General features: G+C 72.5%; 6 protein-coding genes. All 6 read left to right on the top strand.

Annotated features, from left to right (window positions below; genetic code table 11):
• The first annotated feature begins 1 nt into the window (after nt 1).
• Nucleotides 2–664, top strand: a complete 663-nt coding sequence (locus ACWIGI_RS10960) for a sigma-70 family RNA polymerase sigma factor (protein ID WP_454202174.1) — start codon at nt 2–4, stop codon at nt 662–664.
• Nucleotides 661–1,434, top strand: a complete 774-nt coding sequence (locus ACWIGI_RS10955) for an anti-sigma factor (RefSeq protein ID WP_454202173.1) — start codon at nt 661–663, stop codon at nt 1,432–1,434. The genes ACWIGI_RS10960 and ACWIGI_RS10955 overlap by 4 nt, the downstream gene beginning before the upstream one ends.
• Nucleotides 1,435–1,469: 35 nt before the next feature.
• Complete coding sequence (locus tag ACWIGI_RS10950) at nt 1,470–3,038, top strand: molybdopterin-dependent oxidoreductase (RefSeq protein ID WP_454202172.1); 1,569 nt, start codon at nt 1,470–1,472, stop codon at nt 3,036–3,038.
• Between the two features lie 280 nt (nt 3,039–3,318).
• On the top strand, nt 3,319–26,535 hold the full coding sequence (locus ACWIGI_RS10945; RefSeq protein WP_454202171.1) for a non-ribosomal peptide synthase/polyketide synthase: 23,217 nt from the start codon (nt 3,319–3,321) through the stop codon (nt 26,533–26,535).
• Nucleotides 26,532–26,765 carry an MbtH family protein gene (locus tag ACWIGI_RS10940; RefSeq protein WP_454202170.1) on the top strand — a complete coding sequence of 78 codons (234 nt, stop codon included), beginning with the start codon at nt 26,532–26,534 and terminating at the stop codon, nt 26,763–26,765. The genes ACWIGI_RS10945 and ACWIGI_RS10940 overlap by 4 nt, the downstream gene beginning before the upstream one ends.
• On the top strand, nt 26,762–26,959 hold the full coding sequence (locus tag ACWIGI_RS10935; protein ID WP_454202169.1) for a hypothetical protein: 198 nt from the start codon (nt 26,762–26,764) through the stop codon (nt 26,957–26,959). The genes ACWIGI_RS10940 and ACWIGI_RS10935 overlap by 4 nt, the downstream gene beginning before the upstream one ends.

The raw sequence follows: 26,959 nt of genomic DNA, 5'->3' as shown, positions 1-26,959 counted from the left end.
TGTGAGCGATGACGACAACGCGAAGGTCGTGCCGCTGTTCCGGCAGCTCGGGGACGACCCCGGGACCGGACCCTCCTGCGCGGCGGTGCGTCCCGGACGGGACGAGGACCTGGCCCGCCGCCTGACCGCGCTGATCGGCGCGGTGGGCGGCGGCGACCGCGACGCGTTCACCGAGCTGTACCGGCTCACCAGTCATCGCGTCTTCGGACTGTCGGTGCGCATGACGCGTAATCGCGCCATCGCGGAGGAGATCGCCCAGGAGGTGTACCTCCAGGTGTGGACGCTGGCCGAGCGCTACGACGGGCGGGTGTCGAGCCCGATGGGCTGGCTCATGATGCTCACCCACCGGCGCGCGGTCGATCGCATCCGCGCCGAGAACTCCTCCGCCGGGCGCGAAGTCGCCCACGGGCATCTGTATCTGGGCCGCGACCACGACGTGGTGCTGGAGGCGGTCGAGCAGCGTTCCGAGGAGCGCGCAGTCCTGCGCTGTTTGGACGCCCTCACCCCGATTCAGCGCGAGACCATCGCGCTGGCCTACTACGGCGGCCGCACCTATTCCGAGGTCGCCGACCACCTGGGCACGCCGGTGCCCACGGTGAAGACACGAATTCGCGACGGGCTCAAGCGACTAGCGGCCTGCCTGACAGGAGGTGACCTGCGATGAGCATTATCGAGCGGCCGGACATGGATGATCTGGCCGAGCTCGCCTATCCCTACGCGCTCGACGCGGTGAGCGAGTCCGAGCGCGCGGAGATCGAACGGCGGCGCGAGCGCGCCGACCGGGTGACGGCCGCCGAATTCGACGCCGGCGTCAGCGCCGTGCGCGAGTCCATGGCCGAACTGAGTCTGCTCGACGCCTGCCCGCCCCCGGCAGAGGCGGAGGACCGGCTGATGCGCGCCCTGGACCGGATGCTGCGCGCGGCCCGGGACCAGGGCGGATACCTCGCTCGAACGCAGCGTCCCGCCACCCGCAGATGGGGCCTGGGTCCGTTCACCGGCATCGATACCGTGGCCGCCGTGCTGCTGCTCGTGGCGCTGGGCGCGGGACTGATCTTCGTGGTGCAGCGCGCGCACGATCGCCCCGCCATCGACGCGCTCTCCACCTCGCTGATCGACCGGCAACCCGACGTCACGACCCGCACGGTGCGCGTCGCGGGCGGCGGAGAACTCGAAATCCAGGTCTCGGCAGCGCTGTCCGCGGCGTCCATTCGCTTCGTCGACGTGCCCCCGCCGCCCGCGGGGCAGGCGTACCAGATCTGGCTGGTGCAGTTGGGCGGCGAACCGCGGTCGGCCGCGGTGCTGCCCGAACCGGCCGGGGACGCCGTGGTCACGACCTTCCGTCCCGCCGACACCCTCGCGGTGACCCTGGAACCGGCGGCGGGATCACCGCAGCCGACCACCGAACCGGTGGCCAGTATCAATCTCCTGACCTGAGCCGGCCGCGTCCGGACCGACCGAGAGCAGTCATCATGTCCGCGCCACCCCGCACAGCCGAAGAGCCACAGCAGGATTCACGGGGGCGGTCGCACGGCCGGATACGCGGGGCGGTGGCGGGCCTGCTCGCGGCGGCCACCGTACTCGGGGTGGGGCACCTGGTGGCCGCGTTCGTCGATCCGGCGTCCTCGCCCTTCTACGTGCTGGGGGCGACCATGGTCGATCACACCCCGCACGAGCTGAAGGACGCGGCCATCCGCCGCTTCGGCAGCAACGACAAACTCGCGCTGTTCGTGTCGATGGCGGCGGTGATGGTGGTGGGCGCGGCGCTGGCGGGCCTGGTGGAGCGCCGCCGCCCCTACGGCAGTATCGCGCTGCTCGTACTGGGCGCGGTGACGATGGTGGCGGCGCTGCAGCGACCCACCGCCACCGTGTGGTTCGCGCTGCCGACGGTGGCCGGGATCGCCGCCGGAATCCTGGCGCTGCGAATCCTGGTGGCGGGCACGCCTTCCCCGCTCGCTCCCGCGCCCGCGGCGCTGTCCAGACGCCGATTCCTGGTGTCGGCGGCCGCGATCGGCACGCTCGCGGTCGGCGCTGCCGCCGCCGGACGGGTGCTGGGCGCGCGGTTGCGTGACGTGGTCGCGGATCGCGCGCGGTTCCTGCTGCCGCGCACGGGGGCGCCCGAGCCGCAGGTCCCGCCCGACGCCCGGCCCGCGGTGCCGGGGCTGACGAGCTTCATCACGCCCAACGACGAGTTCTACCGCGTCGATACCGCCCTGCAGATTCCGGCGCTGACCAGCTCGGACTGGCGGCTGCGCATCCACGGAATGACCGATCGCACGGTCGAATTCGATTTCGATCGACTGCGGCAGTTCACCCCGGTGGAACGGGTGCTCACCCTCACCTGTGTCTCCAACGAAGTCGGCGGCACGCTCGCCGGAACCGCGCGGTGGCTGGGTTATCCACTGGCGCAACTGATCGGCGCCGCGGGCGTGCGTCCCGACGCGGACATGGTGCTGTCGCGCAGCATCGACGGCTTCACCGCGAGCACGCCGCTGGCCGCGCTGCTGGACGGGCGCGACGCGCTGCTCGCGGTCGGTATGAACGGTGCGCCACTGCCGTTGGCGCACGGCTATCCCGCACGCCTCATAGTCCCCGGTCTGTACGGGTACGTCTCGGCCACCAAATGGGTTGTGGATCTCGAGGTGACCCGGTTCGATCGGGCCACCGCGTACTGGACCGATCGCGGCTGGGCCGATCGCGCGCCGATCAAGACCGCCTCCCGGATCGACGTGCCGGCCGCGTTCGCCACCGTCGCGGCCGGCCCGGTCACGGTCGCGGGCGTCGCCTGGGCGCAGCGCCGGGGGATCGACGCGGTCGAGGTGCAGGTGGACGACGGGCCGTGGCAGGCCGCGACACCGGCGGCGGAGTACTCCATCGACACCTGGCGGCAGTGGACGTGGCAGTGGACGGCAACCCCGGGCACCCACACAATCCGGGTGCGTGCCATCGATCGCGCCGGCGAAACCCAGTCCGAACAACGCACCCCGCCGTTCCCCAGCGGATCGACCGGATGGCACAGCAGGGTGTTCACCGTGCGCTGAGCGCTTGAAATAAAAGGATTCTCACTACCGGCCGGACGCAGGCACGACGCGTCCGGCCGATTCGTGCTGTGGGGACCGAGGATTCATCCTTGATGCCCGAATTGTGCGGATTATCAATTCTTTTCGAAAGGAACCAATCCGGGCGCTCGGTCTGAACGAACTCCATCATCGAGCGTTGCAGAAAAATAGCTGCCAGAGGGTGCAGCGCTCGCCGTGTTCACAGCGGTTGTTCTTCTTCCCGGGATATGTCCAGATTCCTATCGGTGATTGGAGTGGTGAGATGACCGCCTTGGCCCTGGATCCGGCAGGTCGTGACGCATCGGAAATCATGTTTTCGTTCCCGCTGTCAGCAGCGCAGATCGGTATCTGGAACGCGCAGCACATCGCGCCGGACGTCCCGTTGACCGTGGCGCAGTACGTGGAGATCCGCGGCGACTTCGATGCCGCGCGTCTCGAGACGGCGTTGCGTCGATGTGCTACGGATTTGCAGAGCCCCTGGCTTCGGATCGTGGAGGTCGAGGGAAATCCTCGCCAGCTGGTCGGACCGGACGAACCGGTCGAGATCGCGCGTCACGACTTCCGCTCGTGCGACGACCCCCGCGCCGCGGCCATGGTCTGGATGCGGCAGGACGCCGCGGTCCCGATTCCACTGCTGGGTGATCGCCTGTTCAGCACCGCGGTGCTGCGGATCGGCGATCGCGAATACCTGTGGTTCGCCAAGATGCACCACATCGCCATCGACGGCTACGGCGCCATGCTGCTGGTGGCCCGGATCGCCGAGCACTACAACGCCCTCACCGACGGCACGGCCCCGAGCCCGTCGACCGCGCACGACGTCCACTCCATCTACGAGTCCGAGCGCGACTACCGCGAATCGGCGGCCTTCACCGAGGACCAGCGCTTCTGGCGCGGCAAGCTCGGCCACCTCGACTCGATCTTCAGCCTGAGCGACCGCTACGGCGTCGCCGAAGCCGAGCGCTGGGTCGAGGGCGGGGTGCTAGCGCCCGCGTGCACGGACGCCCTGGACGCGGTGCGCGAACGCTTCGCCGCCTCGCGCCCGGCGCTGCTGACCGCCGGCGTCGCCGCCTACCTGGCCGCGGTCAGCGGACGCTCGCGGGTCTCGCTGAGCCTGCCCGTCACCGCCCGCACCACGCCCGAGCTACGCATGTCCGCGGGGTACGTCTCCAATGTGGTTCCGCTGTCGTTCGACATCGCGCCGGGCACCTCCGTCGCCGATCTGGTCGGCACGGTGGACCCGAGCATTCGCGACGCGCTGCGTCATCAGCGCTACCGCCACGAGGACATGCAGCGCGACCTCGGCGCCGGCGGCGAGCACCGCGGCTTCTTCGGCCCGGTCGTCAATATCATGCTGTTCCACAACGGCCTTCGCTTCGGCGACGCCGAAGCCACCATGCACCTGCTGTCCACCGGACCGGTGGAGGACCTGTCGATCAACATCTACAACGGGTCCGGCGACAGCGGCCTGCACGTGGACTTCATGGGCAACCCCGCGCGCTACACCGCCGACGAACTGGCCGCGCACCACCGGCGCTTCCTGGCGTTCCTGACCGAGTTCCTCACCAGCGCACCCGAATCCGACCTCGATGCGCTGCCGGTGCTCGGTGCGCGCGAACGCGAACTGGTACTGCGCGAATGGGCCGTGCCGCCCGCGCCCGCCCCCGCGCCGGCGGCGACCCTGACCGACCTGTTCGACGCCGCGGTCGCCGCGCACGGCACAGCCACCGCGCTGTCGTGCGCCGGGGTCACCCTGACCTACCACGAACTCGACGCGCGCGCGAACCGGCTCGCCCGCGCCCTGGTGCGCTACGGCGCCGGACCCGAAACGCTGGTGGCGGTGGCGCTGCCGCGCTCGGCCGAACTGGTGGTCGCGCTGCTGGCGGTCATCAAGTCCGGCGCGGGCTACCTGCCGATCGATCCGGACTACCCGGCCGATCGCATCGCCTACATGCTCGCCGACGCCCGCCCGGTCTGCGCGATCTCCGACGCGACGCTGCCGATCACCCTGCCCGCCGAATTGCCGGTGCTGCACGCGGAATTCGCCGAACCGGGCGCCGACGACGCCCCGCTGACCGACGCCGACCGCCGCGCTCCGCTCACCCCGGCCAACATCGCCTACGTCATCTACACCTCCGGCTCCACCGGACGCCCCAAGGGCGTGCAGATCCCGCACGCCAACGTCGCGACGCTGTTCCGGAACACCCACGGCGACTTCGGTTTCGACAACCGGGACGTGTGGACGCTGTTCCACTCCTACGCGTTCGACTTCTCGGTGTGGGAGCTGTGGGGCCCACTGCTGTACGGCGGCACGCTCGTCGTCGTCGACTACGAGACCTCGCGCTCGCCCGCGGACCTGCTGGCGCTGCTGCGCCGCGAACGCGTGACCGTGCTGAACCAGACCCCGTCGGCCTTCGCGCAGCTGGTCGAGGCCGATCGCCTGGCGGCCCGGACCGCGGTCGACGAGCAGCCATTGGCGTTGCGCTGCATCATATTCGGCGGCGAGGCGCTCGAGCCCCGGAGACTGACCGAATGGTTCCGCCGGCACCGCGACGACGCGCCCCGGCTGATCAACATGTACGGCATCACCGAGACCACCGTGCACGTCACCCACCGCGCCCTGGACCGTGCGGCGGCGGCGACCGGCGGCGGCGGAATCGGCCGTGCCATACCGGGACTCGGCACCTATGTGCTCGACCGCCGGTTGCGTCCCGCGCCGCTCGGGGTGGCGGGGGAGATCTACGTCTCGGGTGAGCAGCTCGCCCGCGGCTACCTCGGACAGCGCCCGCTGACCGCGGCGCGGTTCGTGGCGAATCCGTTCGGCGCGCCCGGCACCCGGCTCTACCGCTCGGGCGATCTCGGGCGCTGGACCCCGAACGGGGAGTTCGAATACCTGGGCCGCGCCGATGACCAGGTCAAGGTGCGCGGCTTCCGCATCGAGCTCGGGGAGATCGAGGCCGCCGTCCTGGCTCAGGAGGCGGTCGGGCAGGCCGCGATCGTCGTGCGCACCGACGACGCGGGCGAATCGAGCATCGTCGCCTACGTGGTGCCCGCGACCCCGGGTCCGATCGACACCGCGGTGCTGCGCGCGGGCGTCGCCCTGCGCCTGCCGGACTACATGGTGCCCGCGGCGTGGGTCGCGCTGGAGGCGATCCCGCTGACCGCCAACGGCAAACTCGATCGGCGCGCGCTGCCCGAGCCGGTGGCGACCACCGTGGCCTACCGCCCGCCGGTCACCGCGAGCGAACAGGCGGTGGCCGCCGTGCTGGCCGAGGTGCTCGAGGTCGAGCGCGTCGGCCTCGACGACGGTTTCTTCGCCCTGGGCGGCAACTCGCTGAGCGCGACCCGGGTCGCCGCGCGCCTCGGCGCCGAACTCGGCGTCTCGGTGCCGGTCCGGCTGGTGCTCGAGGAGAGCACGGTGTCCGGGCTGGCCGCGCGCGTGGCCACCCTGCTGCCCGAATCCGGCGCGGTGGCGCTGACCGCCGGACCGCGCCCGGCGCGCGTCCCGCTGTCCCCGGCCCAGCAGCGCCTGTGGTTCATCAACCGCTTCGACCCCGCGGCGTACACCTACAACATCCCGTTCGCGCTGCGTATGCGTGGTGAGCTGGACAGCGAGGCGCTGCGCTCGGCCCTGTCCGATCTGGTGGCCAGGCACGAACCGCTGCGCACGGTGTTCCCCGACGGCCCGCACGGGCCGCACCAGGTGATCCGGCCCGCCGCGAGCATCGACCTGCCCGTGCTCGAGGTCTCCGCCGCCGACCTCGGCGAGCGCCTGCGTGCGATCGGCGCCCAGGGCTTCGACCTGGTGAGCGAGACCCCGCTGCGGGTGCGCCTGCTGCGCACCGGCCCGCGAGAGCACGTGCTGGCCATGGTGATTCACCACATCGCCGCCGACGGCTGGTCGCTGGCTCCGCTGCTGGGCGACCTCGGCGCGGCCTACGCCGCCCGCCGCGAGGGCCGGGCGCCGGACGCACCGCCGCTGCCGGTGCAGTACGCCGACTACAGCCTCTGGCAGAGCGCCACCCTCGGCGACATCGAGGACCCGGCCAGCGTCGCGGCCGCCGAATTGGCGTACTGGCGCGCGGAATTGGCCGACCTGCCGGACGAGTTGTCGCTGCCCTACGATCGCCCGCGCCCGGCCGTGCAGTCCTTCCGGGGCGCGAAGCTGGAACTGGCGATTCCGGCGGCGGTGCACGCGAATCTGCTCGGCCTGGCCCGCGCGCACGACGCCACCCTGTTCATGGCGGTGCACGCGGCGTTCTCGGTGCTGCTGGCCCGCCTCTCGGGGGGCTCCGACGTCGCCGTCGGCACCCCGGTGGCCGGGCGCGGCGAAGCCGACCTCGACGCGCTCATCGGCATGTTCGTCAACACCGTGGTGTTCCGCTCCCGGCCCGAGCTCGGTGAGTCCTTCACCGATCTGCTGATCCGGCAGCGACCGCTGGATCTGGCGGCCTTCGCGCACACGCGCCTGCCCTTCGAGCGGCTGGTCGAGGCGCTGAACCCGGTGCGCTCCACCGCCCGTCACCCGCTGGTGCAGGTCGGGCTGTCCTTCCAGAACCTCGGCCGGATCGGGGTCGAGCTGCCCGGGCTCGAGGTCACCGGCAGCCCGATCGAAACCGGTGTCGCACAGTTCGATCTGCAGCTCGTGCTCACCGATCGGTACGACGAGTCCGGAGCGCCCGCCGGCATCGACGGCCATGTCGTCTACGCCACCGACCTTTTCGACGAGAGCACGGTCGCCGGGTTCGCCGGTCGATTCACCCGCCTGCTCGCCGACGCCGTCGCGCGCCCGCGGGCGGCCCTGGGCGATCTGGACCTGCTCGAGCCCGGCGAGCGCCGGCGAATCCTGCACGACTGGAACAGCACCGGGCACGCCCTGGACACCCGCCAGACCCTGGCCTCGCTGTTCGCCGCCCAGGCCGCCCGCACCCCGTCCGCGGTGGCGCTGGTCGCCGACACCCCGGCCGGGTCGCGGAGCCTGACCTACCGGGAATTCTCCGAGCGCGTCAATCGCCTTGCCCGGCATCTGATCTCGCTCGGCGTCGGACCCGAGACCCCGGTGGCGCTGGCCATGCGCCGATCGGCCGAACTCATGATCGGCATGTACGCCGTGGCGGTCAGCGGCGGCGTCTACGTGCCGATCGATCCGGATCAACCCGCCGAGCGCCTGGAACACATCCTGGCGACCGCCGCGCCGCGCTGCGTGCTCAGCACCGCCGCGGACGCCGCGGGCCTGCCACCGGCCGGCGTGCCGGTGCTCGCGATCGACACCCTGGACCTGTCCGCGGTGCCGCCGTACCCGGTGCTGGACGGCGAGCGGCGCACGCCGTTGCGCCCGGACCACACCGCCTACATCATCTTTACCTCCGGTTCCACCGGCCGCCCCAAGGGCGTGGCGCTGCCGCATCGCGCGGTGGTGAACCAATTGCTGTGGAAGCAGGACGCTTTCGGTCTCGACGGTGACGACACCGTGCTGCTCAAGACCGCCGCGACGTTCGATCTGTCGGTGTGGGAGTTCTACTCCGGCATGCTGGTCGGCGGGCGCACCGTCATCGCCGCCGCGGACGGGCATCGCGATCCGGCCTACCTCGGCGCCCTGATCGCCGAGCGCCGCGTCTCGGTGCTGCACCTGGTGCCGTCCATGCTCACCGCGCTGATGTCGGGCCCGCGCGCGGAACTGCCCGCCACCGTGCGCCTGGTGCTCGCCATCGGCGAGGCGCTGCCCGCCGCGGTCGCCCAGCGCTTCCGCGACGCCAACCCGCACATCCAGCTGTGGAATCTCTACGGCCCCACCGAGGCCGCGGTGTCGGTCACCGCGCACCGGGTCGGGGACGCCGACACCGGTGCGGTGCCCATCGGGAAGCCCGAATGGAACACCCGCGTGTACGTCCTGGACGCGCGCCTGCGGCCGGTGCCGCCGGGGGTGGTGGGTGAGCTGTACCTCGCGGGAATCCAGTTGGCGCACGGCTACATCGGCCGGGGCGTCCTGACCGCCGAACGGTTCCTTCCCGATCCCTACGCCCCGGCACCGGGCGAACGCATGTACCGCACCGGCGATCTCGCCGCGTGGAACGCCGACGGCGCGCTGGAGTACCACGGGCGCACCGACTTTCAGGTCAAGGTGCGCGGATTTCGCATCGAACTCGGCGATATCGAGGCCGCACTGCTGGCGCAGGACGGCGTCGAGTCCGCGGTCGTGGTCGCCCGCGCCGACGGCGCACGGGGCGATCAGCTGGTGGCGTATCTCGCACCCGCGTCCGGACGCACCGTCACCGCGGACACGGTGCGCGCCGCGCTCGTGGCCGCGGTCCCGGCGTACATGGTCCCGGCCGCGATCATGGTGCTGCCCGCGCTGCCGATGACCGCCACCGGAAAGGTCGATCGCCGCGCCCTGCCCGAGCCGGTGTTCGCGGTCGCGCGCTACCGCGCGCCCGGCACGCCCGCCGAGCACACGGTCGCCGAGATCTTCGCCGAGGTGCTCGGCGTGGACCGGATCGGCCTGGACGACGACTTCTTCGCCGCGGGCGGCAATTCGCTGCTCGCCACCAAGGTCGCCGCCCGGCTGGACGCGGCCCTGGGCGTGCGCGTGGAGGTGCGCGCCCTGTTCGAGGCGCCGACCGTCGGCGCGCTGGCGGCCGCGCTCGCGGGCGCGGCGGGCGCGGGCGACCGGCCCGTGCTCGGCGCGGCGCCGCGCTCCGCACGCGTGCCGCTGTCCCCGGCCCAGCAGCGGCTGTGGTTCCTGAACCGCTTCGACACCGACTCCGGCGCCTACAACGTCGCGGTCGGGCTGCGCATGCGCGGCCCGCTCGAGGCCGAGACGCTGCGGCTCGCGCTCGCGGACGTGGTCGCCCGGCACGAGGTGCTGCGCACGCTGTTCCCCGAGGACGCCGACGGTCCGCACCAGGTGGTGCTGCCGGTCGAGCGGGCCGCGATCCCGCTCGCGCAGCTGGTCGCGCACGTGGACGCCGCCGCGGGCACGAACTCCGCCGAGGACGACGCCCGCGACTTCGCCCGTGCCGGTTTCGATCTCACCGCGCAGCCGCCGATGCGCGCGGCCCTGGTGCAGATCACGCCCGAGGACCACCTGCTCGTGGTGGTCGTGCACCACATCGCCGCGGACGGCTGGTCGCTGACGCCGCTGGCCGGGGATCTGGCCGCCGCCTACGCGGCCCGCCGCGACGGCGCCGCGCCGGACTGGACGCCACTGCCGGTGCAGTACGCCGATTACAGTGTGTGGCAACGGGAATCGCTCGGCAGCGAGGACGACCCCGCCAGTCCGGCGGCCCGTCAGCTGAGCTACTGGCGCGAGCGGCTTGCCGGACTGCCCGAATGCCTGGAACTCCCGGTCGATCGCCCGCGCCCGCCGGTGGCCTCCCAGCGCGGCGCGACCGTGCGCGCACACCTGGACGCGGACCTGCACGCGGCGCTGCACACGCTCGCCCAGCGCAGCGGGGTCAGCGTGTTCATGGTGCTGCACGCGGCGCTGGCGACCCTGCTCGCACGCCTGGCCGCCACCTCCGACGTGGCGGTGGGCACCCCGATCGCCGGCCGGGTCGACGCGCGCCTGGATCGACTCGTCGGCATGTTCGTCGGCACCCTGGTGCTGCGCACCGAGGTCGACGGGAACCGGAGTTTCGCTGCGCTGCTGGACACGGTGCGCGAGGGCGATCTCGATGCCTTCGCGCACGCCGAGCTGCCGTTCGAACGCCTGGTGGAGGTGCTCGAGCCGGTGCGCTCGTCGGCACACCACCCGCTGTTCCAGGTCATGCTGTCGGTGCACGGCGCGGTGCCCGAGACGGTGCCGCTGCCGGGCCTGGACACCGTCGCCACCGCGATCTCCGCCGGGGTGGCGCGCTGGGATCTGGAGTTCACCCTCGTCGAAAGGCATTCGGCGCCCGGCGTTCCCGCGGGCCTGGATCTCGAACTGACCTACGCCACCGACCTGTTCGAGGACGCCTCCGCGCGGCGCCTGGTCGAGCGCTTCACCCGGGTCCTGACCGCGGCCGCGGCCGCCCCGGACACCCCGGTCGGCGAGCTGCCGCTGCTGTCGGGCGCCGAGATCGCCGCGCTGACACCGGTGTGCGGCCCGCAGGCCGCGCCGGCCGGCACGCTGCCGGAGATCTTCACCGCCGCGGCCGCCGTCGATCCGCATGCCATCGCGGTGCGCTTCGGCACCCACGAGCTGACCTACGCCGAACTCGATCGCCGGTCGAACCGGCTCGCCCGGCTGCTCATCGACCGCGGCGTCGGACCGGAATCGATCGTGGCGCTGGCGATCGCGCGATCGATCGAATCGGTGTGCGTCACCGTGGCGGTCACCAAGACCGGCGCGGCCTTCCTGCCGGTCGACCCCGCCTACCCGCGCCCGCGCCAGGAGCACATGCTCACCGATTCCGGTGCGCGCGTGGGTCTCACGACGCAGGAGCATCGCGACGAGTTGCCGGCCACGAGCGTCACCTGGCTGGCCCTGGACGACCGGGCGATCGTGAGCGCGCTGTCGGAGGTGTCCAGCGCGCCGATCACCGACGCGGATCGGGTCCGGCCGCTGCGGATGTCGCACCTGGCCTACCTCATCTACACCTCCGGCTCGACCGGCGTCCCCAAGGGCGTGGCCGTCACGCACGCGGGCATCGCGAACTTCACCCGGACCATGGCGGACCGGTTCGGGGTCGGTTCCGATTCGCGCACACTGCATTTCGCCTCGCCGAGCTTCGACGCCTCGATCCTGGAACTGCTGCTGACCTGGGGTGCGGGCGCGACCATGGTGATCGCCCCGCCGCAGATCTACGGCGGTGAGGAACTGGCCGAGCTGCTCGAACGCGAAGCGGTCACCCACGCCTTCCTCACCCCGGTCGCGGTGGCCGGGCTCGGGGCGGGCGGGCGGACCCTGCCCGCACTGCGCGGGCTCGTCGTCGGCGGCGACGCCGTCGGCGCCGAACTGCTCGAGCGCTGGGCGGGGGACCGTGAGCTGTTCAACGCCTACGGGCCCTCCGAGGCCACGGTCGCGGTCGCGATCTCGCACGCGCTGTCCCCGGACCGGCAGGTGGTGCTGGGCGGGCCGATTCGTGGCGCCGGGCTCGCGGTGCTGGATCGCCGCCTGCGTCCGGTACCGGTCGGCGTCGCCGGTGAGCTCTACATCGGCGGCGCGAGCGTGGCACGCGGCTATCTCGCGCGCCCGAGCCTGACCGCGTCGCGCTTCATCGCCGACCCGTACGGCGCCGCGGGCGATCGCATGTACCGCACGGGCGATCTGGTGCGCTGGACGGCCGAGGGCGAACTGGTGTTCCTGGGTCGCGGTGACGACCAGGTCAAGGTGCGCGGATTCCGCATCGAACTCGGGGAGATCACCGCCGCGGTAGCGGGCGAGGCGGGTGTCGGCTTCGCGCACACCGAGGTTCGCACCGACGCGGGCGGGCGCGCGCACGTGGTGACCTACGTGCTGCCCGAGGGCGATACCGCGCCGGACGTGCGCGCCCTGCGCACCGCGCTCGGCGCCCGGCTGCCCGCGCACATGGTGCCCTCGGCGATCGTGGCGCTGACCGCGATTCCGTTGTCGCCCGGCGGCAAACTCGATCGCAAGGCGCTGCCGGAACCGGTCTGGGACCTGGGCGTCGCGGGCCGCGAGCCGGCCACGCCGAACGAGGCCCTGGTGGCCGCGGAGATGGCGCGCATGCTCGATCGCGAGCGGGTGGCCGCCGATCACAGCTTCTTCGAACTGGGCGGCAACTCGCTGTCCGCGACCCAGCTGGTCTCCCGGCTCGCGGCCGCCTGCGGGCATCGGCTCGCGGTCAAGGCGGTCTTCGAGCATCCGACCCCCGAGGCGCTGGCCCGGCTGCTGGATCAGGCGGCGGGCGAACCGATTTCGAACCGGCCCCGGCTGACCGCGAACGGCCGCCCGGCCCGGGTGCCGCTGTCCTCGGCACAGCGGCGGCTGTGGTTCCTGAACCAGCTCGACACCGATTCCGGCGCGTACAACATCCCGGTGGCGCTGTGGTTGCGCGGCGACCTGGACGAGCCGGCGCTGCGCGCCGCGCTCACCGATGTCCTTGCCCGGCACGAGATTCTGCGCACCCTGTACCCGCAGGACGCGCAGGGCCCGCATCAGGTCGTCGTTCCGGTGGAGGAGGTGCCGCTGAGCCTGACCGTGCTGCGGGCCTCGGCCCTCGAGGTCGATTCGCACGTCGCGGCCGCGGCCGAACAGGGCTTCGACCTGACCACCGAACTGCCGATCCGCATGGATCTGGTGCGCACCGGCAACGAGGAGTACGCGCTCGCGCTCATCGTGCACCACATCGCCATGGACGGCTGGTCGCTGGCCCCGCTGGCGGCCGACATCAGCACCGCCTACATCGCGCGGCACGCGGGCCGGGCCCCGCAGTGGGCCCCGCTGCCGGTGCAGTACGCGGACTTCGCGGTCTGGCACGAGGACCTGGTCGGCAGTGAGGACGACCCGGAAAGCGTTGCCGCACAGGAGCTCAAGTACTGGCGGGCGCGCCTGGCCGCGCTGCCGGACTGCCTCGAGCTGCCCGCGGATCGCCCGCGGCCGGTCGTCGCCACCCACGGCGGCGGATCGGTGCGCGCCCGGGTCGAAGCCGATCTGCACACCCGGGTCGCCGCCCTCGCGCGCCGGCACGACGTCAGCGAGTTCATGGTGCTGCACACCGTGCTCGCGGTGCTGCTGGCCCGGCTGGCCGGGACGTCCGACATCGCCGTCGGCACCGCCATCGCCGGGCGCTCGGAACCCGAATTGGAAGCGCTCATCGGCGCTTTCGTCGGCACGTTGGTGCTGCGCACCGAGGTCGACGGCAACGCCGCGTTCACCGACCTGCTGGCGAACGTGCGCGAGAGCGATCTGGCGGCCTTCGCGCACGCCGATCTGCCGTTCGAACGACTGGTGGAAGAGCTGAACCCGGTGCGCTCCACCGCGCATCACCCGCTGTTCCAGGTGAGTCTGTCGGTCGACAACTTCCCGGCGCCCGCCGTGCGCCTGCCCGGGCTCGACCTGTCCGTCCATCGGGTCGACCCCACCGTCGCGAAGTTCGATCTGCAGTTCGCCTTCACCGCCGTGCCGCCGTCCCCGGGCGACCCGGGCGCCGCCGGTCTCGAACTGTGCCTGACCTACGCGACGGACCTGTTCGACGAGACCACCGCCGCGGAGCTGACCGGCCGGTTCGTGCGCCTGCTGGCCTCCGCCGTCGCCGAACCCGGTGCGGCGGTGGGTGATCTGGAACTGCTCGATCCCGAGCAGGTGCGCGCCCTGGCCCCGGTCCGGGGACCCGCGGCGCGCGAATTCCGCACCCTGCCGGAGCTTTTCGCGACCGCCGCCGCCGACCCGGCGCGTACCGCGCTGCGCACCCCGACCGGCGACCTGACCTACGGCGCGCTCGACGACTGGTCGAACCGGTTGGCCCGCACCCTCATCGCCGAGGGCGTCGGCCCCGGTGACGTGGTGGCGCTGGGCATGGGCCGCTCGATGGAATCGGTCGTCGCCACGGTGGCCGTGGCCAAGACCGGCGCGGCCTACCTGCCGGTGGACGTGCGCCACCCCGCCGATCGCATCCGGCACATGCTCACCGATTCCGGTGCGGCGCTGGGCCTGACCACCGCCACGGACAGCACCCGCCTGCCCGCCGACCTCGACCTGCGCTGGCTGCCGGTGGAGGACTCGGGTGAGCTGAGCACCCCGGTGAGCGACGCCGACCGGACGCGCCCGCTGTCGGTCGACGACATCGCGTACGTCATCTACACCTCCGGTTCCACCGGCGTGCCCAAGGGCGTCGCGGTGCCGCATCGCGGACTGGCGGCCTTCGCGGCCGAACAGCGCGAGCGCTACGGCGTGCTATCCACCAGTCGCACACTGCATTTCGCCTCGCCCAGTTTCGACGCCTCGGTGCTGGAACTGCTGCTGGCCTGGGGCGCGGGCGCGACCATGGTGGTCGCCTCGGCCGACAACTTCGGCGGCGACGAGCTGGCCGAGCTGCTCGAGACCGAAGCGGTCACGCACGCGTTCATCACCCCGGCCGCGCTGGCCGACATCGACATCGCGCGCCGGCCGCTGCCCGCCCTGGGCTGCCTCGTCGTGGGCGGCGAGGCGGTCGGCGCGGATCTGGTGGCCCGCTGGGCCGCCGGCCGCGCGATGTTCAACGCCTACGGGCCCTCCGAAGCCACCGTGGCCCCGGTCATCTCGGACGCGCTCGTCCCGGATCAGCCGGTGCTGCTCGGCCGCGCCATTCGCGGTGCGGCGCTGGCGGTGCTCGACGCCCGCCTGCGCCCGGTACCGGTCGGCGTCGCGGGTGAGCTCTACGTCGCGGGCGCCGGTCTGGCGCGCGGGTACGTCGAGCGCAACGGCCTGACCGCGGCGCGGTTCGTGGCCAACCCCTACGCGGCGACACCGGGCGAGCGCATGTACCGCACCGGCGACGTCGTGCGCTGGACCGCGAGCGGCTCGCTGGTGTTCGTCGGGCGCGGCGACGACCAGGTCAAGATCCGCGGATTCCGCGTCGAACTCGGCGAGATCAGCGCGGCCGTGGCCGAGCTGGCGGGAATCCGCTTCGCGCACACCGAGATCCGGCACGACGACGCCGGCACCCCGCGCATCGTCAGCTACATCGCCGGCGACGGCACGCTCGACGCGGGTGCCGTGCGCACGCACGCCGCCGCCCGCCTGCCCGGCTACATGGTGCCGACCGCGGTCGTGCTGCTGGACACGATTCCGCTCTCGCCCAGCGGCAAGCTCGATCGCCGTGCGCTGCCCGCTCCGGTCTGGGAACTGGCACAGGGCCGCGAACCCGCCACGCCCAGTGAGGTTCTGGTGGCCGAGGCCATGGCCGAGGTCGTCGGGCGCGATCGGGTCTGCGCCGATCACGACTTCTTCGAACTCGGCGGCACCTCGCTCTCGGCGACCCGGCTGGTCGCACAGCTCGCCGCCGCGACCGGGCGTCAGCTGGGCGTGCGGGCGGTCTTCGAACATCCCACCCCGGAGCAGCTGGCGCGGGTGGTCGACGAACTGCTCGCCCGCGATTGCGATGTGCCCGAGCTGACCCGCGGGCACCGGCCCGGCCGGATTCCGCTCTCCCCGGCACAGCAGCGACTGTGGTTCCTGAACCGGTTCGACACCGACTCGGGGGCCTACAACATTCCGGTGGCGCTGCGCCTGCGCGGCCCGCTGGACGAGCAGGCGCTGCGCGCGGCGCTGCTGGACGTCGTGCAGCGGCACGAGGCGCTGCGCACGCTGTTCCCCCAGGACGCCGAGGGGCCGCACCAGCAGGTGCTGCCGCTCGATCGGTCGGACAGCCCGATCGGCCGAAACCCGGAGGCGGACAACAGCGTTGCGCACCGGGCCCCGGTGCGCACCGCGCGCTTCACCCTGCCGGTGTCCGAGCTCGCCGCGGACGCCATCGCCGAGCACCTGAACGACGCGGCCGCGCGGGGCTTCGATCTGGCGACCGAGCTGCCGCTGCGCGCGGAACTGCTGCGGGTCGCCGCCGACGACCACGTGCTCCTGGTGGTCGTGCACCACATCGCCGCCGACGGCGGATCGACCGCGCCGCTGGCCGGGGACCTGGCCACCGCGTACGCCGCCCGGCGGCGCGGTCAGACCCCCGACTGGGCCGAATTGCCGGTGCAGTACGCCGATTTCAGTCTGTGGCAGCAGGCGGTGCTCGGCGACGAGACCGATCCTGAGAGCCGGGCCGCGCGCCAGCTCGGCTATTGGAAGGAGCGGCTCGCCGGACTGCCGGACGTCCTGGAACTGCCCGCGGATCGCCCGCGCCCGGCCGCGCGGACCCAGCGCGGCGAGTCGGTCACCGCCCGGCTCGAGGGCTCCTCGCACGCTGCGCTCACCCGCCTGGCCCGCGACAACAACGCGAGTCTGTTCATGGTGCTGCACAGCGTGCTCGCGGTGCTGCTGGCCCGGCTCGCCGGAACGGGCGACGTCACGGTCGGCACCCCGATCTCCGGGCGCGCCGACGCCCGGCTGCATCCGCTGATCGGCATGTTCGCGGGCACCCTGGTGCTGCGGACCGAGGTCGATCGCGCCACCCGGTTCACCGAACTGCTCGCCGCGGTGCGCGAGCACGACCTCGACGCCTTCGCGCACGCGGAGATCCCGTTCGAACGCCTGGTGGAGGCGGTGGACCCGGCGCGGTCGACCGCACACCACCCGCTGTTCCAGGTCATGCTGTCGGTGCACGACGCGATGCCCGAACTGCCGCACCTGGACGACGTGGTGATCCGGGTCGAGGACATCGCCCTCGAGATCGCCAAGTTCGATCTGCAGTTCACCTTCACCCAATCGCACACCGCGGCGGGCGATCCGGACGGCCTCGACATCCGCCTGACGTACGCCACCGACATCTTCGACGCGGACACCGCCGCGGAACTCTGCGCGCGGTTCGTCCAGCTGCTCGCCGGGGTCAGCGGCCGCCCGCACATCCCGGTCGGCGACTTCGACCTGCTCTCGGTCGCCGAGCGCGCCGCCTCGGCGCCCGCGCGCGGCGTCGGCGGGCCCGTGCCCGCCACCCTGCCCGAGATCTTCACCGCCGCCACCGCCTCCCGCGAAGCCCTTGCCGTGGTATCGGATTCGGGCTCGATGAGTTACGGCGAACTCGACGAGCGGTCCAACCGGGTGGCGCGCGCGCTGATCGCGCGGGGCGTCGGCCCCGGCGACACCATCGCGGTGGGACTGCCGCGGTCGCTGGAATCGGTGCTGGCCGCGGTCGCGGTCACCAAGTCCGGCGCCACCCTGGCCCCGGTCGATCTGCGCTACCCGGCCGACCGCATCGCCCACATGCTCACCGATTCCGGTGCGCGCCTGGGCATCACCACCGCGGCCAATCTCGCGGATCTGTCCACGGAACTGACCTGGCTCACCCTGGCCGATCTGGAAGCGGGCGCGTCCGCCGCGCCCATCTCCGATTCCGAGCGGATCCGGTCGCTGGCCCTGGACAACGTCGCGTACCTGGTCTACACCTCGGGCTCGACCGGCAAACCCAAGGGCGTCGCGGTCACCCATCGCGGGCTGGCCGGGTTCTCGGCCGAACAGCGGGAGCGATTCCGGATCGACTCCGACAGCCGCACCCTGCATTTCGCCTCGCCGAGCTTCGACGCCGCGATCCTGGAAATGCTGCTGGCCTGGGGCGCGGGCGCGACCATGGTGCTGACCTCGCCCGAGATCTTCGGCGGTGACGAACTCGCCGAGTTCCTGGACCGCGAGCGGGTCACCCACGCGTTCATCACCCCGGCCGCGCTGGCCAGCATCGATGTCCGGCGCTGGCCGCTGCCGGCCCTGCGCAGCCTGTGCGCGGGCGGCGAGGCCGTGGGCCCGGAACTGGTGGCGCGCTGGGCCGATGACCGCTCGATGTTCATCGGCTACGGCCCCACCGAGACGACCATCATGAGCGTCATCTCCGATCCGATCGGCGCGCACGATCCGGTGGTGCTGGGCGGCCCGATCCGCGGCACGACCGTCGTGGTGCTCGACGAGCGCTTGCGCCCGGTGCCGCCGGGGGTCTCCGGCGACCTCTACATCGGCGGCGACGGCCTGGCCCGGGGTTACCATCAGCGCCCCGGCCTGACCGCGCATCGCTTCGTGAGCAATCCCTTCGCGGCGAACCCGGGCGAGCGCATGTACCGCACCGGCGACGTCGTGCGCTGGACCCGGTCGGGCGTGCTGGCCTTCGTCGGCCGCAGCGACGATCAGGTCAAGCTGCGCGGATTCCGCGTCGAACTGGGCGAGATCACCGCGGTGGTCTCGGACGGTCCGCGGATTCGCTTCGCGCACACCGAGGTCCGCAAGGACGCCGCCGGGCGGCAGGCGATCGTGTGCTACGTCGTGTCCGAGGACGATCCACTGGACGTGGCCGCCCTGCGCGCCGGCGTCGCCGAGCGGCTGCCGGTGCACATGGTGCCGGCGGTGTTCGTCCCGCTGGCCTCGATCCCGCTCTCACCCAACGGAAAACTCGACCGGCGGGCCCTGCCCGAACCGGTCTGGGAGGCCGCGGCCGAGGGCCGGGAGCCGAACACGCCCACCGAGCGGCTGGTGGCCGGGGTCATGGCCGAGGTGCTCGGGCACGACCGCGTCTACGCCGATCACGGGTTCTTCGAACTCGGCGGCAACTCGCTCTCGGCCACCCAGCTGGTGGCGCGCCTGACGGCCGCGAGCGGGGTGCCGCTGGCGGTGCGCGCCATCTTCGAACATCCCACGCCCGCCGAACTGGCGCTGCTGCTCGATGATTCGGCCGGAGCGGCTGCGGGCCGCCCGGCGCTGGTCGCCGCGCCCCGCCCGGACCGGGTGCCGCTGTCGCTGGCACAGCAGCGCCTGTGGTTCCTGAACCGCTTCGACCCGGGCTCGGCCGCCTACAACATCCCGCTCGGGCTGCGCCTGAACGGGACGCTGGACGCGACGGTGCTGGCCCAGGCCGTCGCGGACGTGGTCGCCCGGCACGAGGTGCTGCGCACGCTCTTCCCGGAGGACGCGCACGGCCCGCACCAGGTGGTGCTGAGCGCGGCCGCGGCCGAACTGCCGTTCGCCCGCATCGCGTCGAGCCCGCAGTCCGTGCTCACCGACGCCTTCGATGTCGCGGCGGCGGGATTCGATCTGGCCGTGGAGATTCCGATCCGCGCGGCGCTGCTGCGCGTCGGCGAGGACGAGCACGTGCTGGTCGTGGTGATCCACCACATCGCCGCGGACGGCTGGTCGCTCACCCCGCTGGCCGGGGATCTGGTCGCCGCATACGGCGCGCGCAGCTCCGGCGCTACGCCGCAGTGGCGCGAATTGCCGGTGCAGTACGCCGATTTCAGTGTCTGGCAGCGCGAACTGCTGGGCGCCGAGGACGATCCCGAGAGCCTGACCGCGCGGCAACTGGCCTACTGGACCGAGCGCCTGGCCGACCTGCCCGAATGCCTGGAACTGCCGGCGGATCGCCCGCGCCCGGTGGTGGCCTCGCACCGCGGCGGGTCGACCTCGGCCCGGATCGAGGCCGATCTGCACACCCGTCTCGTCGAGGCCGCGCGCGGCCACGACGCCAGCGTGTTCATGGTGCTGCACGCGGTACTGGCGGTGCTGATCGCCCGTACCAGCGGCACCGGCGACATCGCCGTCGGCACCGCGGTGGCCGGGCGCGGCGACGCCGCGCTCGACGAGCTCATCGGCATGTTCGTCGGAACCCTGGTGTTGCGCACCAGGATCGACGGCGGCGCGAGCTTCGACGAGGTGCTCGCCTCGGTGCGCGAGGCCGACCTCGACGCCATGGCCAACGCCGACCTGCCGTTCGAGCGCCTCGTCGAGGTGCTCAACCCGGTCCGCTCGACCGCGCATCACCCGCTGTTCCAGGTGAGCCTGTCGCTCACCAACATGGGTGTGCCGACCGTGCGCCTGCCCGAGCTCACCGTGGCCGGGTTCCCGGTCGATCCGGGCCTGGTCAAGTGCGATCTGCAGTTCACGTTCTCCGAGACGCACACCGCGACCGGCGAACCGGACGGCATCGAGATGACGCTGTCCTACGCCACCGACCTGTTCGACGCCGCCACGGCGGATCGGATGAGTCGGCGCTACGTGCGGTTGCTGGCGGGCCTGCTGGCCGATCCGGCGGCCGCGGTCGGCGACGCCGACGTGCTCTCGGCCTGGGAGCGTTCGGTGCTCGCGCCGGCGCGCGGCGCGCGGGCGGCGAGTTCGATCACCCTGATCGAGTTGTTCGAGCGCGCGGTGACCCCCGGGCACCCGGCGCTCGTCGCGGGGGAGCGGACGCTGACCTACGACGAGCTGGATGCCTGGACGAACCGCTTGGCGCGCAAGCTGATCGGGCGCGGCGTCGGCCCGGGCGACGTGGTCGCGCTGGGCCTGGCGCGCTCGGTGGAATCGGTGGCGGGATCGCTCGCCATCGCCAAGACCGGCGCGGCGTTCCTGCCGGTGGACATTCGCCATCCGCTCGATCGGATCCGGCACATGCTCACCGATTCGGCGGTGCGGTTCGGTCTCACGGTGCCCGGCGATCGGGCCGCGCTCCCCGAGGACCTCGGGATCGAGTGGATGCTCGTGGGCGGGGCGGCCGAGCTGCCGGAGTTCTCCGACGCCCCGGTCACCGACGCCGAGCGGATCCGCATCCCGCGCCTGGACGACCTGGCGTACCTGATCTACACCTCCGGGTCCACCGGATTGCCCAAGGGCGTCGCGGTCACCCACCGCGGACTGCTCAATTGCGCGGAGGTACAGCGGGTTCGGTTCGACGTCGACCGGTCCGCGCACACGATGCACCTGGCCTCGCCGAGCTTCGACGTGGCGGTGCTGGAACTGCTGCTGGCCTGGTGCGGCGGCGCGACGATGATCATCGTCCCGATCGACGTCTACGGCGGCGACGATCTGGCCGAGCTCATCGACGCCGCCGGGGTGACGCACGTGGTCATCACCCCGGCCGCGCTGGCGAGCATGGACGCCGACCGCTGGTCGCTGCCGAGCCTGCGCACGCTCATCGTCGGCGGCGAGGCGTTCGACCAGGAACTGGTGCAGCAGTGGGCCCGCGGCCGGGACATGGTCAACGGCTACGGCCCGTCGGAGGCGACCATCGCCACCACCTTCTCCGAGCCCATGCACCCGGATCGGCCCATCGTGCTGGGCCGCCCGATGCGCGGGGTCAGCACGGTGGTGCTCGACGCTCGTATGCGGCCGGTGCCGCCCGGCTCGGTCGGCGAGCTCTACGTCGGCGGCGTCGGATTGGCGCGCGGCTACCAGCACCGCCCGGCGCTGACCGCCGAGCGGTTCGTGGCCAACCCGTTCGGCGAGTCCGGGGAAAGGCTCTATCGCACCGGTGATCTGGTGCGCTGGAACGCCGACGGCGAGCTCATCTTCGCCGGGCGCGCCGACCACCAGGTCAAGGTGCGCGGCTTCCGCATCGAACTGGGCGAGATCTCGGCGGTCGTCGCGGCCTGCGACGGAATCCGGTTCGCGCACACCGAGGTTCGCAAGGATCACGGTGGCCGCGCGCACATCGTGTGCTACGTCGTCGCGCTCGAGGGCGTGCCGGTCGAGGCGCGGGTGCTGCACGAGGTCACCGCCCAGCGCCTGCCCGCGCACATGGTGCCCTCGGCCTTCCTGATGCTGGAGTCGATTCCGCTCTCGCCCAACGGCAAGCTGGATCGCCGGGCCCTGCCCGAGCCCACGTTCACCGTGTCCGACACCGGTCGAGCCCCGCGCACGGCGGGGGAGAAGGTGGTGGCCGCCGCCATGGCCGAGGTCGTGGGCCGCGAGACGGTGTGCGCGGATCACAACTTCTTCGAACTCGGCGGGAACTCGCTCTCGGCAACGCAATTGGTCGCCCGCATCGCCGCGGCCTCGGGCTGCCGGCTGGAGGTGCGCGCGGTGTTCGAACAGCCGACCCCGGAGCAGCTGGGCGCGGTGCTCGAGCGCGCGCTGGCCGCCGGCGGCGGTGATCGGCCCGCACTGGTGGCCGGGGCCCGCCCGGCGCGGATTCCGCTGTCCCCGGCGCAGCAGCGCCTGTGGCTGCTGAACCGGTTCGACCCCGCCTCCGGCGCGTACAACATCCCGCTGGTGCTGCGCCTGCGCGGCCCGCTGGACGCGGACGCGCTGAGCCGGGCCGTCGCGGACGTGGTGGCCCGGCACGAGGTCCTGCACAGCGTGTTCCCCGCCGACGGGGCGGGCCCGCACCAGGTGGTGCTGCCGGTGGCCGACCCCGCGCTCGCGGTGCCGCTCACCGAGCTCACCGAGACCGCCGCGGCGCAGTTCGCCCGCACCTTCCTCACCGCGGGTTTCGATGTGACACAGCAGATTCCGGTCCGTGCGGCGATCCTGCGGGTGGCCGCGGACGAGCACGTGCTGCTGCTGGTCATGCACCACATCGCCGCGGACGGCGCCTCGGCCGCGCCGTTGGCGGTCGACCTGGCCACGGCCTACGCCGCGCGGTCCGAGCACCGGGCCCCGGCCTGGCAGCCGCTGCCGGTGCAGTACGCCGATTTCAGCCTGTGGCAGCACGAGGTGCTCGGCAGCGACGCGGACCCGGACAGCTCGGCCGCGCGCCAGCTCGCCTACTGGACCGAGAAGCTGGCCGAGTTGCCCGACTGCCTGACCCTGCCCATGGATCGGCCGCGCCCCGCGGTGCCGACCCAGCGCGGAGCCTCGGTGTTCGCGCGGATCGACGCCGATCTGCACGACGAGCTCAACGAACTGGCGCGCTGGCACGGCGTCAGCGTGTTCATGGTGCTGCACGCGGTGCTCGCGGTACTGCTCGCACGTTTGGGCAGCACCGGCGACGTGGTGGTCGGCACGCCCATCGGCGGACGCGTCGATCCGCGCCTGGACGCGCTGGTCGGCATGTTCGTCGGCACCCTGGTGCTGCGCACCCCGGTGTCGAGTTCCGGATCGTTCGCCGAATTGCTCGACACCGTGCGCGAAACCGATCTGGATGCCTTCGCGCACGCCGACATCCCGTTCGAGCGGCTCGTCGAGGCGCTCGATCCGGCTCGCTCGGCCGCGCATCACCCGCTGTTCCAGGTCATGCTGTCGGTGCACAACGCGGTGCCGGGGCTGCCCCGGCTCGGCGCCGTCGAGGCCACCGCGGAGGATCCGGGCTTCGAGGTCGCCAAGTTCGATCTGCAGTTCACGCTGACCGAGACCCACACCCCGCACGGGGCCCCGGACGGGATCGAGCTGTGCGTGACCTACGCGCGGGATCTGTTCGACGCCGAGAGCGCGGAACTGCTGTGCGGCCGGTTCGTCCGGGTGCTGTCGGCCGCGGTCGCGGACACCTCCATCGCGGTCGGCGATCTCGAGCTGCTCGACCCGCGCGAAACCCGCACGCTGGTACCGGTATTCGGCGCCGAGTCGCGGGGCGCGATCACCTTCCCCGAGGTGTTCGCCGCCGCGGTCGCCGCCGCGCCGCGCACCGTCGCGGTGCGCGATCGCGAGATCCAGATGAGTTACGAGCAGCTGGACCGCTCCACCAACCGGCTGGCGCGGACGCTGCTGGCCCGCGGGGTCGGACCGGAAACCGTGGTGGCGCTGAGCATTCCGCGCTCGGTCGAGGCGGTGCGGGCCATGCTCGCGGTGCTCAAGACCGGCGCCGCCTTCGTCCCGGTGGACCCGGCCTACCCGGCGCTGCGCAAGGAGCACATGCTCACCGATTCGCAGGTGGCCATCGGGGTGACCGTCACCCGCTGCCGGGCCGAGCTGCCCGACGGACCGCAGTGGCTGGCACTGGACGACCCGGCCTTCGCCGCCGAGACCCGGCTGTACTCGAGTGCGGCGCTCGCGGCGAGCGATCTGCATCGCGCGCCGCACCTGGCCAATCCGGCGTACCTGATCTACACCTCGGGTTCCACCGGTCTGCCCAAGGGCGTCAGCGTCACGCACGCGGGCATCTCCGATTTCGCCGCGGAGCTCACCGAGCGCGGCGGGGTCACCGCGGGCTCGCGGGTACTGCACTTCGCCTCGCCCAGTTTCGACGCCGCGATTCTCGAGGTGCTGCTCGCGCTCGGGGCGGCGGCGACCCTGGTGCTGGCCGACGCGAGCGTGGTCGGCGGCGCGGAACTGCGCGAACTGCTGCACGCCGAGCGGATCACGCACGCCTTCGTCACCCCGGCGGCGCTGGCGACGGTCGACCCGGCCGGGCTGGAGGAGCTCGAGATGATCATGGTGGGCGGTGATCGCACCGGACCCGAACTGGTGGATCGCTGGACCCTGAGCGCCCCGCAGCGCACCATGCTCAACGCGTACGGACCCTCCGAGGCCACCGTGGCGGCGACGATCAGCGCGCCGCTGCGGCCCGATGCGCCGATCACCATCGGCGGGCCGCTGCGCGGGTTCGGGCTCGCCGTGCTCGACACCCGGCTGCGGCCGGTGCCGATCGGGGTGCCCGGCGAGCTGTACCTGGCCGGGCCGGCGCTCGCCCGCGGCTACCACCGCCGGGCCGCGCTGACCGCGGAACGCTTCGTCGCCAACCCCTTCGGGCGTCCGGGTACGCGCATGTACCGGACCGGCGACCTGGTGCGCTGGCTGCCGCGACCGGCCGGGCTCGAGCTCGAATACCTCGGGCGCGGTGACCATCAGGTCAAGATTCGCGGGTTCCGCATCGAGTTCGGTGAGATCGACGCCGCCCTCGTCTCGTTCCCGGGAGTACGCGCCGCGACCACCATCGGCTACGACACCGCGTCCGGCGCAACGATTCTGGCGGCCTACGTGTGCGCCGACCCGGCGCCGATCGTGGCCGACCTGCGCCGGCACGTCGCGGCGCGGGTGCCGGGATACATGGTGCCGCAGGCGATCACGCTGCTGGAGGCGTTGCCGCTCACCCCGGCGGGCAAACTCGATCGGGCCGCGCTGCCCGAACCCGAGCTGCTGGCCGGCGCCCCCTACCGGGCGCCGGGCACCCCGACCGAGGAACTGGTGTGCGCGGCCTTCGCCGCGGTGCTGGGACCGGCCGCGGTGGGCGTGGACGACAACTTCTTCGAGTTGGGCGGAAACTCGCTGCTGGCAACGCGATTGGTGACCGAGATCCGGGAGCGGACCGGAGCGGACCTGCCCATGCAGGCGCTGTTCCTGGACCCGACCCCGGCGGGCATCGCGGCCCGGATCGCCGATCCGGGCCCCGGCGCCGCCATCGAGTCCGCGCTGGCGCCGCTGCTGCCGATTCGGCCGCAGGGCACGCTGGCCCCGCTGTTCTGCGTGCACTCGGCCAGCGGCGTCGCCTGGAGTTACACCGGCCTGCTGCCGCACCTCGAGCCCGAACGTCCGCTCTACGGTGTGCAATTGCCGCATCTGACCGAGGACGAGACCGGGCTGGACACCATCGAACAGCTCGCCGGCCGCTACGTGCGCGAACTGCGAACCGTGCAGGCCGAGGGGCCGTACCACCTGCTGGGCTGGTCGCTGGGCGGGCTCATCGCGTACGAGATGGCCGCGCAACTGCGGGCGGAGGGCGAGCGGGTGGCGGTGCTGGCATTGCTGGACAGCCGGATTCTGGCCGGTGAACCGGAGGTCGCCGACCCCAGCGCGGGCGAGCTGCTCGCCGCCCTGCTCGGTGATTCGAGCCTGGCCGCCGAACACGTCACCGCGGCCCGGGCGGCCGAGCTGCTGCACGAGCAGCAGGGCCCGTTCGGCGCGCTCGACGCGACCCAGGTCGAGCGGCTCTACCGGGGCTACTTGGCCGGAACCAGCATGGCCTACCGCTACGAACCCCGCGGCTACGACGGTGACCTGGTGTACTTCACCGCCACCGTCCAGGACACGCCCGCCCCCGACCGCCCGGCGCCGCCGGTGCCCGGGAGCGGACCGTGGCGGGACATCGTGGGCGGACAGATCCACGAGCACTTCATGCCCTGCTCGCACGTGGACATGGGCTCCCCGCGCGCCCTCGATCAAATCGGCCCGATCCTGCGCCGGCATCTGACCGAATCCGCGGACCGCACAGAGGTTTCCACCACCGGCGCCACCGGGCGCCGGTCCACCACCAGCACCGGAAGGGACAGCGCATGAGCGAGACCAATCCATTCGACAACGAGGACGGTCGTTTCGCCGTCCTGGTCAATCTCGAGGGCCAGCACTCGCTGTGGCCCGATTTCGCCCCCGTCCCCGACGGCTGGCAATCGGTGCACGAGGGCACCCGCGCCGCCTGCCTGGCCTACGTCGAGGAGCACTGGACCGACATGCGCCCGACCAGCCTGGTCGCCGCCATGGCCGCCGACCCCGTCGCCACCGACCGATGAGACCGCCCCGGACCGTGGCCCTGCCCGCGATGGCCCTGTTGATCGTCGCCGGCGGCAGCGCGAGCTGCCTGCCCGGCGGGATCGCCGGCGCACACCGGCCGTCGAAGGAACTGGACCTGTTCGCCCCCGCCGCACCCGACCCGGTCCATCCCCACTACACCCGGCCCGCCACACCCTTGCCCCTATCGATCTGA

The organism is Nocardia sp. NPDC055321, assembly GCF_053645575.1.
Note: the sequence above shows the minus strand (reverse complement) of the source record. Positions and strands in the feature narration are given on the sequence as shown.

Bases quoted from the DNA above. Each gene is read 5' to 3' on its own strand.
- ACWIGI_RS10955 (WP_454202173.1), top strand. From the start codon at position 661: ATGAGCATTATCGAGCGGCCGGACATGGATGATCTGGCCGAGCTCGCC.
- ACWIGI_RS10940 (WP_454202170.1), top strand. From the start codon at position 26,532: ATGAGCGAGACCAATCCATTCGACAACGAGGACGGTCGTTTCGCCGTC.
- ACWIGI_RS10935 (WP_454202169.1), top strand. From the start codon at position 26,762: ATGAGACCGCCCCGGACCGTGGCCCTGCCCGCGATGGCCCTGTTGATC.
- ACWIGI_RS10950 (WP_454202172.1), top strand. From the start codon at position 1,470: ATGTCCGCGCCACCCCGCACAGCCGAAGAGCCACAGCAGGATTCACGG.
- ACWIGI_RS10945 (WP_454202171.1), top strand. From the start codon at position 3,319: ATGACCGCCTTGGCCCTGGATCCGGCAGGTCGTGACGCATCGGAAATC.